Source organism: Myroides albus, assembly GCF_009711045.1.
In the GTDB taxonomy this organism is placed as follows: domain Bacteria; phylum Bacteroidota; class Bacteroidia; order Flavobacteriales; family Flavobacteriaceae; genus Flavobacterium; species Flavobacterium album_A.
Map to the genome: position 1 here is coordinate 80753 of NZ_WMJX01000013.1, position 13218 is coordinate 93970.

The 13218-nt window shown below is 35.3% G+C and carries 8 protein-coding genes and 2 tRNA genes; 8 read left to right on the forward strand and 2 right to left on the reverse strand.

Features of this window, described 5'->3' with window-relative positions; translation table 11 throughout:
- The first annotated feature begins 927 nt into the window (after nt 1–927).
- From topA to abc-f, 8 genes are all read left to right on the forward strand, one after another.
- Nucleotides 928–3453, forward strand: coding sequence for a type I DNA topoisomerase (gene topA, locus GJV76_RS08155; RefSeq protein ID WP_155092132.1), 2526 nt, complete (start codon nt 928–930; stop codon nt 3451–3453).
- 3 nt (nt 3454–3456) lie between these two features.
- Nucleotides 3457–4605 (forward strand): formimidoylglutamase, encoded by a 1149-nt coding sequence (locus tag GJV76_RS08160; protein WP_155092133.1) that lies wholly within the window; start codon nt 3457–3459, stop codon nt 4603–4605.
- Between the two features lie 125 nt (nt 4606–4730).
- Entirely contained in the window at nt 4731–6134 is a 1404-nt protein-coding gene (porK, locus tag GJV76_RS08165; RefSeq protein ID WP_155092134.1) for a T9SS ring complex lipoprotein PorK/GldK, read from the forward strand.
- 37 nt (nt 6135–6171) lie between these two features.
- Complete coding sequence (gene porL / locus GJV76_RS08170; protein ID WP_155092135.1) at nt 6172–6831, forward strand: type IX secretion system motor protein PorL/GldL; 660 nt, start codon at nt 6172–6174, stop codon at nt 6829–6831.
- Between the two features lie 26 nt (nt 6832–6857).
- Complete coding sequence (porM, locus tag GJV76_RS08175) at nt 6858–8411, forward strand: type IX secretion system motor protein PorM/GldM (RefSeq protein WP_155092136.1); 1554 nt, start codon at nt 6858–6860, stop codon at nt 8409–8411.
- 38 nt (nt 8412–8449) lie between these two features.
- Nucleotides 8450–9337 carry a type IX secretion system ring subunit PorN/GldN gene (porN, locus tag GJV76_RS08180; protein WP_155092137.1) on the forward strand — a complete coding sequence of 296 codons (888 nt, stop codon included), beginning with the start codon at nt 8450–8452 and terminating at the stop codon, nt 9335–9337.
- A gap of 93 nt (nt 9338–9430) precedes the next feature.
- On the forward strand, nt 9431–10486 hold the full coding sequence (locus GJV76_RS08185) for an NAD(P)/FAD-dependent oxidoreductase (RefSeq protein WP_155092138.1): 1056 nt from the start codon (nt 9431–9433) through the stop codon (nt 10484–10486).
- 6 nt (nt 10487–10492) lie between these two features.
- Nucleotides 10493–12418: a ribosomal protection-like ABC-F family protein gene (gene abc-f, locus GJV76_RS08190; RefSeq protein WP_155092139.1), complete on the forward strand. Its 1926-nt coding sequence runs from the start codon at nt 10493–10495 to the stop codon at nt 12416–12418.
- Nucleotides 12419–12534: 116 nt separating this feature from the next.
- On the opposite strand, the gene GJV76_RS08195 is transcribed toward abc-f, so the two are convergent.
- Nucleotides 12535–12607: transfer RNA gene (locus GJV76_RS08195), tRNA-Met, on the reverse strand.
- A gap of 169 nt (nt 12608–12776) precedes the next feature.
- Nucleotides 12777–12849: transfer RNA gene (locus tag GJV76_RS08200), tRNA-Met, on the reverse strand.
- Between the last annotated feature and the right edge of the window lie 369 nt (nt 12850–13218).

The window sequence follows — 13218 nt, forward strand, 5'->3', positions numbered from 1 at the left end:
AAGTTGGGCAGCGATCTTTTCTTGTTTTTATTTTCAAATATGAAACAAGCGATGTACTTATAAACGAGTATCAATTGTATAAGATAACTTGAATTTGATCTAAACTATCTGTTTGTTACTTCCTTTTATCTGTTGATAATCTACCTATCGTTTTGTACGGAGATGAGAGGGCATTGCTTGGGGGTTTCTTGCACCTTTCTTCGAGAAAACCCCTCTCTGGGCTAGAAAACCCCAAGAAAAGTGCAAGGATTCCCCAAGAAAGTGCAAGAAAACCCCTCTATTAAATCAAGCGAATCTGTTTTTTAAGGTTCGTAAACGTGCTCGTCAATTTTGGTGATTTCGTCATTAGATTGGATAGAGTAACTCTTTTAGAGTAAATAGATACCCGTAAATAAATAGCTTAAAAGTTATACTGTTTTTCTTTTATTAAATCAAATTCACATTAGTATAGGGGTGTTGTAGTTATCTAAATGTTTGGTAAGAAAGTTTTGGAGCATATTGACCAGTTGACGAAATGAGTTTGTTTGCTGTATTTGATTTAGATAGGTTTGGGATTCTTCTCTGACTATTGTTATACCTTATCTCTTATTAAGTATTTTTAGAGTATCGTATATATACTATTGACCATTTTTCATGGTACGTCAAGTTTTAAGAATGTTTTGAGATATCAGGAGATTTAAAAGTATAGATAGAGGTGAGAATTGAAAAAGGTAGAGAATTGTTATTAAATTGTGTAATTTTCTGATTTTGTTTGTAAAAAAAATCAATATATCGGTTTATTGCTGTAATGTTGGTTTATTTTACGAATAATTTGATGATTAATGCAATTATTGTATGCTGGCATATTAGTTAAAAGATGCATTAATAAGTAGTGGCACGGATATATTCAAAAAAATCATATATTTTTGCTTCACAAAATAATGAAGTATGGCAAAAAATTTAGTGATTGTTGAGTCACCAGCTAAGGCAAAAACTATAGAAAAATTTTTAGGGAAAGATTATCAAGTAGAATCTAGTTATGGACATATTGCGGATTTACCTTCTAAGGAAATTGGCGTAGATGTCAATAATGGGTTTAAACCTTCATATGAAGTATCGAGTGATAAAAAAGCAGTTGTTAAGAAGTTAAAAGATTTGTCAAAGAAAGCTGAGACAGTTTGGTTAGCTTCCGATGAGGACCGTGAGGGAGAAGCTATAGCATGGCATTTAGCTGAAGAATTAAAATTGGATGCTGATAAAACAAAGCGAATTGTTTTTCACGAGATTACTAAATCTGCCATTGTAAAAGCGATTGAGAACCCTAGACAAATTGACTATAACCTTGTAAATGCTCAACAAGCTCGCCGTATTTTAGACCGTTTGGTAGGATATGAACTTTCTCCTGTACTATGGAAAAAAGTAAAAGGAGGGTTATCTGCTGGACGTGTTCAATCTGTAGCTGTTCGACTAATTGTGGAACGCGAAAAAGAAATCAACGAGTTTAATATTGCATCGTCTTATCATGTAGTAGCTGAATTTGCTACCGCTGAAGGTAAGACTGTAAAAGCGAAGTTGGCAAAGAACTTTGCTACAGAACAAGAAGCTAAACAGTTTTTAGAACTAAATATTGGCAGTAGATATCAAATTAGCGACTTAGAAACTAAGCCAGCTAAGAAGTCTCCTGCTGCACCATTTACTACCTCTACCTTACAGCAAGAGGCAGCGCGTAAGCTGTATTTTTCGGTAAGTCAAACGATGACTTTAGCTCAGCGATTATACGAAAGTGGATTGATTACTTATATGAGAACGGATAGTGTGAATCTTTCGCAAGAAGCTATGAAAGCTGCGGCAGATGAAATTTCTAAATCGTATGGTGCTCAGTATTCTAAACCGCGAACATATACAACAAAGAGTAAAGGAGCACAAGAAGCTCACGAAGCTATTCGCCCTACAAATATGGCCTTGCACAATGCACCTGTAGATAGAGATCAAGCTCGTTTATATGATTTGATATGGAAGCGTACGCTTGCTTCTCAAATGAGTGATGCTAAACTTGAAAGAACAAATGTTCGCATAGCTTCGAATAAATTTCAAGATCAATTTGCAGCTACTGGTGAGGTTTTACTTTTTGACGGTTTCTTAAAGGTATATTTGGAAGGACACGATGAGGAAGATGAAGAAGTAGAAGGAATTTTGCCAGCGTTGAAAGTAGGAGAGGAGTTGATGAGAAAGACTTTAGTGGCAACTCAGCGATTCAGTAAACCTGCAGCAAGATATACAGAAGCTTCATTAGTAAAGAAATTAGAGGAGTTAGGGATTGGTAGACCGTCAACTTATGCACCAACGATATCAACTATTATAGCTCGTAATTATGTTGAGAAAGGAAGTGCTGAAGGAAAAGAACGCGAGTATAAATTGTTGGAATTGGGGAATGATGGCGTTCGCACAAAGAATTTAGTTGAGAAAACAGGATCGGATAAAGGTAAGTTAGTACCTACAGATATTGGAATTATTGTAAATGATTTCTTAGTTAAGAATTTTCAAACAATCTTAGACTATAACTTCACAGCGAGAGTTGAGGAGAATTTCGATGAGATTGCTGCTGGAAATGCAGATTGGGCTAAAATGATGAAGGAGTTTTACGATCATTTTCACCCTACAGTTAAGAATGTTGAAGAAAACGCTGAAAGAGAATCTGGAGAGCGTATTTTAGGAGAGGATCCTAAAACAGGTAAGCCTGTATTGGTTCGTCTGGGTAAATTTGGACCGATGGCTCAAATTGGTGATGCTGAAGACGAGAATAAACAATTTGCAAGTTTAGGACCTGACCAGAATATTGGTACTATTAGCTTGGAAGAAGCATTGACATTGTTTTTATTACCTAAACAGTTAGGAGAATATAAAGGAGAAGAAGTAGAGGTAAATAACGGCCGCTTTGGACCTTATGTTCGCGTAGGTAAAGTTTTTATCTCTTTGCCAAAAGGAGAAGAACCATTAGATGTGTCGTTTGAAAGAGCGGTTGAGCTAATAAAAGAGAAAGAGGAAGCAGATGCACCTATTGCTACTTTTCAAGGAATGGATGTTCAAAAAGGCGTTGGTAGATTTGGCCCATACTTAAAGTGGAATGGCATTTTTATCAATGTGAATAAAAAATATAATTTTGACAATTTATCTCAAGCTGATATTATTGAATTAATTGAAGATAAAATTCAAAAAGAGAAGGATAAAGTTATTCACGATTGGTCTGCTGAAGGGATTCGCGTTGAAAAAGCAAGATGGGGGAGATCTGTTATCTTGCAAGGGAAAACGAAAATAGAATTGTCGAAGGATGTTGATGCAGCTGCTTTAACTTTGGATCAAGTGAAAGCTATGATTGAGGCAAAAGCTCCAGCAAAGAAAACAGCAGCTAAGAAAGCGACAACAAAAAAGACAGCAACTAAGAAAACTACGACTACAAAGAAAACAAAAAAGTAATTTATGATGTACGAGTTGTTAGTGCCTTTAAGTGATGATGTGGTTGATTACATCGATGGATTGCCTAGTCAGACATTAGGTAAGAAAGTCACATACTATCGCGAAAAAGAGTTTTTTGATTATGACAAGTATCAAATTGCTATAATTGGTATTGGCGATAATAGAGGAGCTGGTCAAGAAGATTTAACTGTTGTTGATGTTTCTAAAATTAGAAAAGCACTCTATGCATTATATCCTGGTAACTGGGGTCTTCGAATTATTGATTTTGGAGATATATTACCTGGTGATACAATAGAAGATACTCATTTCGTTGTCAAATCTATCGTAAGTGATTTGATTAAGAATAATGTATTGCCAATTGTTATAGGTGGGTCTCAAGACTTGACTTACGGAATGTATCGCGCATACGATGATTTGAATAAGTTGGTAAATATCGTGACAATCGACTCTAAGTTAGATGTAGCAAAAGGAGCTAATTTATCAGTTGAAAGTTTTCTTTCTCGTATTATTTTAGAGGAACCTGTGAATTTGTTTAACTATGCAAACTTAGGTTATCAAACGTTTTATAATTCACAAGAAGAATTAGATTTAATAGATAGCTTATATTTTGAAGCTTATCGCGTAGGTGAGGTTTCTGCAAATTTAAAAATAGCAGAGCCAGTGCTGAGAGATGCCGATATAGTAAGCATTGATATGGGGGTTGTCAAATCGGGTGATTCGGGTAATCACATCACTTTTAACCCAAATGGCTTTGATGGTAAAGAGATATGTGCATTAGGTCGATACGCAGGGTTGAGTGATAGAGTTTCAACTTTTGGAATATTCAATTATAATAATACAAAGAATGAAGCGTTATTAATAGCACAAATCATTTGGTATTTTATAGAGGGATATAATTATCGCACAGGAGAGTATCCTTTTGAAAGACGCGCAAATTATTTGAAATTTATAGTTCCTATTGAAGGCTACGAGGATTTGATTTTCTATAAAAGTGACATTTCTGGTCGCTGGTGGGTAGAAAATGGCATTGTAGAATTTGAGAATAGCAAAGGAATTTCTTTAATGCCGTGTAACGAAGAAGAATATTTGATGGCAACTAAGCAAGAAATACCAGAAAGATGGTGGAAAGCTCTAAAAAGGAGTATGTTGTAAAAAAAAAGTTTTTTTTGAGAAGAATTAATGTAAATTAATCTTTAGCTTTGTTTATTGAAAGAAATAAGAAAAAATTAACTTTAAATAGTAGTAAAGAAAAATTGTATATATAAACCTAAAATTATATGAAGAAGATAATTACGTTAGGAGTTTTGGCGGCTTTGATGTTCAGTTGTGGAGCAGGTGGAGATCGAGGTGAGTTAATGGGAGGTGTAGAAGGTAAAAGATGGCGTAACACAAAACCGCATGGCATGTCATTAGTTCCAGGAGGAACTTTTACAATGGGACAGGCTAATGAAGACTTCTTAGGTGCACAAGATGCTCCTACAAAAACTGTTACGATTGGATCGTTTTATATGGACGAGACAGAGGTAAGTAATAACCAGTACCGAAAATTCGTTGAATGGGTAAAAGATTCAATTACTCGTACTAAATTAGCTATCATGGCTGATGATATGGGGATGAATAAAGATGCTGGTGGAATAGGGGCTTATGCTTTTTTAGATTCAGAAGAAAATTTAGATAAAATGACACCATACCAACGCTATATGTATGATAATTACTATAGTATGGAAATGAGTGATGATATTTACTCTGGTCGTCGTTTGAATAAAAAAGTGCCAGTGGTTACGAATAATAGTAAATTTCCAGATGAGTATTATGTAGAGGTAATGGATTCTCTTTATATCCCTGCTTCTGAAACATATAATGGAATGACTACATTCGATGTGTCTAAGTTGAAATTTAAGTATACTTACGTTGACGTGGAAGGTGCAACAAGAGATCAAGGTACAGATCCACGTAGTAAACGCAAAAGACACTTGAAAACGGAGACACTTTTAATCTATCCTGATACTACACGTTGGATTAAAGAATTCCAGTATTCTTATAATGAGCCAATGCACAACGATTACTTTTGGCATGAGGCTTTTGGAGAGTATCCTGTAGTTGGTGTAAGCTGGTATCAAGCAAAAGCTTTTGCTGCTTGGAGAACAATGTATAAGAATACTTTTTTACGTACAAATAATCAAACACAAGAAGTTCACGAGTTCCGTTTACCAATGGAAAGTGAATGGGAATATGCTGCTCGTGGTGGTCTTGAAGGAGCTATGTATCCTTGGGGAGGACCTTATGCAACAGATGAAAGAGGTTGCTTTATGGCAAACTTTAAACCAACTCGTTTTGACTATGCGGCTGATGGCGCTTTATATACAGCAGATGTAAGATCATATCCTCCAAATGGATATAACTTATACAATATGGCTGGTAACGTTGCCGAATGGACTAGTTCACCTTATGAGGTTTCTGCTTATGATTTTATGTCTTCTATGAAACCGAGAAATAGACAAACTGATAATCCTTTAAAAGTTGTAAGAGGTGGTTCATGGAGAGATCCTGCTTATTTCTTACAAGTAGCAACTCGTGATTCAGAGTATGCAGATTCATCAAGAAGCTACATTGGGTTTAGAACTGTGCAGTCAGTTTCAGGTTCTATGTCAAGAACTAATGCTGCAAAAATGGCTCGTTAAAAAATTGGAAAGAAAATTTATAAAGAATTATTAGACTATGGCAATGTCAAAAAAAGTAATGAACTTCTGTTATGGAATGGGAGCTTCAATCGTTATCTTAGGAGCTTTATTTAAGATCACTCACATGGAGGTAGGTCCTCTTAATGGTAATAACATGTTGATTTTCGGTATGGTTGTAGAAGCAATTATTTTTGCTATTTCTGCATTCGAACCTGTTGATGAGGAATTAGATTGGAGTAAAGTTTATCCAGAGTTAAAAGACGGGGAAGCTCGTCAACTGAAAAAAGGTAAGGAGACTCCTGTAGTGGAGAATGTTGAGGTATCGCTTTCAAAGAAATTGGATGAAATGCTAAAAGATGCTAAGATTGACGGTGAGTTAATGAATAGCTTAGGAAATAGTATTCGCAACTTTGAAGCTGCATCTAAAAATATTGCTCCAGCTGTTGATACTGTTGCTTCTTCGCAAAAATACGCTCAAGAAATGACGATCGCTGCTGCTCAATTGGAGTCGTTGAATCAAATGTATAAAGTACAATTAGAAAGTGCAACTTCTAATGCTGAAATTAATAAATCTGTAGCTGAGAATAATGTAAGATTACAAGAACAGATGCAGGCTTTAACGCAGAATTTAGCTTCTTTAAACAATGTTTATGGTGGAATGCTTTCAGCTATGGGAGCAGGAAGAAATGCTAATTAATTTATAATTAAAAAATATTATAGATAATGGCAAAACAGAAATTGACACCGAGACAAAAGATGATTAACCTGATGTATTTAGTGTTCATCGCTATGATGGCACTTCAAATGTCACGTGAGGTTTTATCAGCTTTTGGTATGGTGAACGAGAAGTTTGAGGAGACAACTACTGCTTTGGCAACAAATAATGAGCTTGTATCTCTTAAACAATTGGAACAAAAAGCAGAGGATGATGCTGCAAAGTTCCGAGAGCCTTATAATAAGGCAAAACAAATTAAAGACATTACTGATGCTTTTGTTGTAAAAATTGGCGCGACAAAAGAGCTTATCGTTGAGAAATATAGAGAGGCTGATGGAAGTCTTCCTTTTGAAATGATGGATAAGAGTGATGTTATTGATAATCTTTGGTTTAAAGGAGATAAATTGTCTGATGAAGGAAAGGCATTTATTGCAGATATTGAAGATTATAAGAATAAGATTAATACACTTTTAGGTGAAGATGTAGCATACAAAAATGTAAAGGAAAAGTTTAACAAGAACTTTGACTTGAACGATGTGAAGGATCGTAGTGGTGTGAAAAAACCATACTTAAACTACAACTTCCTTGGGTTTCCTGCTGTGGCATCTTTGACTAAATTATCCGCTATGCAAAATGACGCCCGCGTTATGGAGCAGGATATGTATAATTTGTTGTTAGGAAATAAATTGATCGAAGCTGCTTCTATGAAGAATTATTCAGCATTGATTATTCCTGATAAATCTGTTTATTACGTAGGTGATAACTATTCAAGTACTGTTGCCTTAGGGCGCTATGACAATACAATCCCAAAGAAAGTATTTGTCAATGGCAAAGAAATAGACTTGAATAAATCGCTTCAAAATGGTCAGGTTAAATTGAACTTACCTGCTAATAGCGTAGGAGAACACAATTTCTCTGGTAAATTTGTATTCATTGAAGAAGGAGAAGAAGTACCAGTTGATTTTAAAGGATCATACGTAGTAGTTAGTAGACCAAATAGTGCAACGATATCAGCTGATAAGATGAACGTTGTTTATAGAGGAGTTGATAACCCGATTTCTATTTCATTTGCAGGTATTCCTGATAGTAAGGTAAATGCAAGTGCTCCTGGTTTAAGTAAGGTTGGAAATGGTAAATACGTTTTAAGACCTCAAGGAGGTAGAGAGGTTACTATTAGTGTAACGGGTACATTTGACGACGGAAAAGGAGCTAAAGATTCTAAGGTATTTAGAATTAAAGATATTCCTTCTCCTCGTGGTACTGTTCGTGGTGAGTTTGCTGCTATTGGATCAAAAGAAAACCTGGAAAGGGTGAGTATCGGTGCGAAATTAGAAGATTTTGATTTCGACGTGAATCTAACAGTTAGTAGCTTTGTGGTTCAAATTCCTGGACAACCAAGTATTGTTGTACCTGGAAACAAGATGAACGATAGAGCTAAAGCAGCTATACGCAGAGCTCGTATAGGAGATGTTGTAGTTATCTCTGATATTAAAGCAAAATTACAAGGTGGTGGTGACTATCAGTTGAAAAAAACGGCACCGTGTACTTTTGAAATTAAATAATTACTTCTTAATTTTAAAGAAAGAAAATTTAGAAAAATATGAATTGGAAAAATTTATCACTATTTGTAGTGTTTTCTCTGTTTTCAATAGGATCTTTTGCGCAATCGAACTTATTGAATGCTAAATCTGCTAGTGAAATCGGGCAAAAGTCTTTGTTAGATATTTTAGTTAAATCAGATGGGCCTATTCCTTATGGACAGGTTAATGATAAAGATGTATTATTTGGTATTAAGGTATGGGAGAAAATCTCCTTGTCTGAAAAAGCAAATGAGTCATATTATTTCCCTATTGATGATACAGAAGATAGTGAGCATAAGTCATTATTCCAAGTGTTGTTAGATGGTGTTAAGTCTGGTGCTATTACTGAAGTATATGATAGTAGTGATTTTAAAGTACAACGTACTTTAAAAGATATCGAAGCTTCATTTGTTAAGGTTGATACAACTGACGTAGGTATTGAGTACCTTAATGCTGGAGAAGCTGTGCCAGATGAGTATATTGATCGTACAGAATTGAGATCTTCTGACGTGAGTGCTTATCATATCTTAGGTATGTGGTATTTTGATCGCAATGAAGGACAATTGAGATATCGTTTATTGGGAATCGCTCCTGTTGTTGTAGATATTTATACAAAAGGTAGCGAAAATGAGAACTTCGTAGAGTTGTTTTGGATTTTCTTTGCAGATGCAAGAGATGTCTTATACCAAAGCTATGCGTTCAATCCTAAGAATCCAATGAATCCGATTAACTTTGATCACTTATTGAATTCAAGAAGATTTAGTGCTACTATTTATAAAGCAGATAACCAATATGGTGGTCGTCGTATAGATGAGTACATACAAGGTAATGATTTACAAAAATTGTTTGAAGGTGAAAGAATTAAAGAGTTAATTCGCAACCTGGAAGACGATATGTGGAAATATTAAACTAGGAATTACTAAATTTGTAGTAACTAATTTACTAAGCTCTTATCTAATTAAATTAGATAAGAGCTTTTGTTTTAATAGTATGCGTGTATTATGGTTGATTATATTGTTGTAGGTACAGGGTTGGCCGGTATCTGTTTCACTGAGAAATTAATTAGTGAAGGAAAAAGCTTTAAAGTGATTGATAACGAAGGGCGTTCCTCATCATGGATTGCTGGAGGAATGTATAATCCTGTTGTACTCAAACGCTTTACGGAAGTGTGGAAGATAGATGAACAATTGGATATAGCTTTGCCCTTTTATCAGGGGTTAGAGAAGAAATTAGGAATTCAGTTTTTGTATCCTATGCCTTTGTTTAGACGTCTGTTATCTGTTGAAGAACAAAATAATTGGTTTCACGCTGCGGACAAGCCTAATCTTGAAAGGTATTTGGCTCCTAAGTTGTCAAGGATGGATATCAATGGGGTGGAAGCTCCCTTTGGTTATGGAGAAGTGAAATATACGGGGTACTTGGAAACACACGATTTGATTACAAATTATCGCAACTATCTACATGAAAAGGATTGTTACCTCAAGGAGAGTTTTGACTTTGATCAGCTAACTTATTCAAGTGAATGCGTGACTTATAAAGGTATTCAAGCACGTCATATTGTTTTTGCTGAAGGTTATGGATTGTTGAATAATCCCTTCTTTAAAGAGTTACCTTTGGATGGTACAAAAGGAGAATTAATGTTGGTGAAGATTCCTGACCTCAAGATTGACTTTATGTTGAAGGCTAATGTATTTATCATTCCAATTGGTAATGATATTTATAAAGTAGGAGCAACTTATAATTGGGAGGATAAGTCGGATGATCCCACACAGGAGGCTAAAGAAGAACTTATACAAGGCTTGAAGGATATTATCGATCTTGATTTTGAGATTGTTCTTCACACGGCTGGTGTTCGTCCTACAGTGAAAGACAGAAGACCTTTGTTGGGGAGAAGTTTGGAGTCAGATAGAATACATGTCTTAAACGGATTGGGTACTCGTGGAGTATTGTTAGGCCCTTTTGTAGCTAGTAAATTGTTTAATAATATAGAGAATGGTGAACCTTTAGATGAGCATTTATCCATTCATAGGTATAAAAAATTTAAAATAAAGAATTAATTATATATGTTGAATATTCATAATCTTTCTGTTTCTTTTTCAGGAGAGTATTTATTTGAAAGCGTTACATTTAAGATTGGCGCAGGTGATAGGGTTGGTTTAGTTGGAAAAAATGGAGCTGGTAAATCAACAATGTTGAAGCTCCTGTCAGGAGATATTGAACCGGATACGGGTAGTATTGCAACTGATAAAGATTTAAAGATTGGGTTTCTTAGACAAGATATTGACTTTATTCCAGGTCGCACAGTTTTGGAGGAGGCTTATCAAGCATTCGAGGAAATTAAGTTTGTCGAAAGTGAATTAGAGAAAGTTAATACAGCATTAACAGAACGCACAGATTATGAATCTGAGAGTTATGGTGAGTTAATCGAGAAATTGAGTGATTTAACTCATCGATTTGAAATAATCGGGGGGTATAATTATGTAGGAAACACTGAACGTGTATTACAAGGTTTAGGTTTTAAACGTGAGGAATTTAACAATCTGACTGATACCTTTTCAGGAGGATGGCGCATGCGAATTGAGTTAGCAAAGTTATTGCTTCAGAATAACGACGTCTTGCTACTGGATGAGCCTACTAACCACTTAGATATTGAAAGTATCATCTGGTTAGAGCAATTTTTGAGAACTTATCCGGGAGCTGTTGTTATCATTTCCCACGATAAAATGTTTTTAGATAATGTGACTAATCGCACAATAGAGATTTCGTTAGGGAAGATTTACGATTTTAATAAGCCTTATTCAGAGTACCTTGTATTGCGTGAAGAGCTACGTGAAATACAATTAGCTGCGCAAAAAAACCAAGCTAAAAAAATTGAAGAGACGGAGAAATTAATAGAGAAATTTCGCTACAAGGCTACCAAGGCTTCGATGGCACAATCCCTAATTAAGCGATTGGATAAAGTAGAGCGTATCGAAGTAGATGAAGATGACAACGCGGTGATGAATATTTCTTTCCCTGTGAGTATAGATCCTGGTAAAGTTGTTTTAGAGATTGACGGTGTAACTAAGCGCTTTGGCGATAAAGTTATTTTTAAAGATATTAATCTCTTAGTTGAAAGAGGAACTAAAATTGCATTTGTCGGACAGAACGGTCAAGGTAAATCGACTTTAATTAAGGCTGTTTTAAAGGAGTTTGAGTATGAAGGTACGATTAAGTTAGGTCACAATGTACAGATTGGTTATTTCGCTCAGAATCAAGCCGATTATTTGGATGGTGAAAAAACGATACTCGATACGATGTTAGATGCTGCAAGTGATGGTAATCGTGTGAAAGTGCGCGATATGCTTGGGGCATTCTTGTTTAGAGGAGATGATGTGGAGAAGAAAGTAAAAGTGCTTTCTGGAGGTGAGCGAAATAGATTGGCCTTGTGTAAAATGTTGTTATCTCCAATCAATGTATTGCTTATGGATGAGCCTACCAATCACTTAGATATTAAATCTAAAAATGTATTGAAAGAGGCTTTGAGAAACTTTAAAGGAACTTTAGTATTGGTTTCCCACGATCGTGATTTCTTACAAGGTCTTACAGAGCTTGTTTATGAGTTTAAAGACCAAAAGATTAAAGAGTACTTAGGAGATATTAATTATTTCTTAGAAGAACGCAATGCTCAGAGTATGCGTGAAATTGAAAAGAAGACAGAGGTTGCAAATGTTGTAGATAAGACAGTAAAGAAAGAGGAGCAAAAGAGTCAATCTTTATCTTACGAAGATCAAAAGAAACAGAAGAGCCTTCAGAATAGGCTGAGTAAAATAGAAAGTGAAATAAGTGATCTTGAAAAGAGAATAGCTAAAGACGATGAGCGTTTAGCAGTTGATTACGAAAAGATGATGAATGATGCTACATTCTTTAAGGATTATGAAGCTAAAAAGAAGAAAATAGATGACTTAATGGAAGAATGGGAAAGCATTCAAGAAGAATTATTGTCATAAAGCTAAAAAAGGGTTTACTTTTTAAAGTAAACCCTTTTTTAATTAAGTAGGCGTAATAAAGTTATATGGTTATAAACAAAAAACCACTTGATGTAATAAGTGGTTTAAAAGCTTAGTAGCGGGAACAGGACTCGAACCTGTGACCTTCGGGTTATGAGCCCGACGAGCTGCCTACTGCTCTATCCCGCGATATTGTGGTGCAAATGTAATGCGTTTTTTATCAATTGACAAATAAAGTCAATCTTAATGTAGTTTATAATTTGTAATCCTTTGAACAGCTGCTATAAAGGAGAGTAGGTAAGTTGCTAATTTGGATAAAATAAGAAAAGCCACTTCATTTGAAGTGGCTTTTTATTAGTAGCGGGAACAGGACTCGAACCTGTGACCTTCGGGTTATGAGCCCGACGAGCTGCCTACTGCTCTATCCCGCGATATTGTGGTGCAAATGTAATACGATTATTTGGACTTTACAAATGTTTTTTATTAAAAAGCTTAATTAGTGTGAAAAGGGGGAGGGGGATTTTACTGTTATTCTACTAAAATAGGCGACTGTTGTAAATGTGATCGCTATAGGATTATTCACTGGAAAAATGAGTGTAGGCTAACTTTGCCAAATAACTTTCCCTGCTTAAGTAATAAGCTTAATATTATTTGTAAGATAAGGGAAATGAACTGTTAAGTTTTTAATCCAGTAAAATGGAAAAGTGAAAGTTTATAAAAAAGAAAAACCCCTAAAACCAAATGGAAGCGGTAATAAGGGCCTTAGTAGCGGGAACAGGACTCGAACCTGTGACCTTCGG

Excerpts from the sequence above, each read along its gene's own strand:
- porM (WP_155092136.1), top strand. The coding sequence starts at position 6,858 with ATGGCAAAACAGAAATTGACACCGAGACAAAAGATGATTAACCTGATG.
- GJV76_RS08185 (WP_155092138.1), top strand. The coding sequence starts at position 9,431 with ATGGTTGATTATATTGTTGTAGGTACAGGGTTGGCCGGTATCTGTTTC.
- topA (WP_155092132.1), top strand. The coding sequence starts at position 928 with ATGGCAAAAAATTTAGTGATTGTTGAGTCACCAGCTAAGGCAAAAACT.
- GJV76_RS08160 (WP_155092133.1), top strand. The coding sequence starts at position 3,457 with ATGATGTACGAGTTGTTAGTGCCTTTAAGTGATGATGTGGTTGATTAC.
- porK (WP_155092134.1), top strand. The coding sequence starts at position 4,731 with ATGAAGAAGATAATTACGTTAGGAGTTTTGGCGGCTTTGATGTTCAGT.
- porN (WP_155092137.1), top strand. The coding sequence starts at position 8,450 with ATGAATTGGAAAAATTTATCACTATTTGTAGTGTTTTCTCTGTTTTCA.
- abc-f (WP_155092139.1), top strand. The coding sequence starts at position 10,493 with ATGTTGAATATTCATAATCTTTCTGTTTCTTTTTCAGGAGAGTATTTA.
- porL (WP_155092135.1), top strand. The coding sequence starts at position 6,172 with ATGGCAATGTCAAAAAAAGTAATGAACTTCTGTTATGGAATGGGAGCT.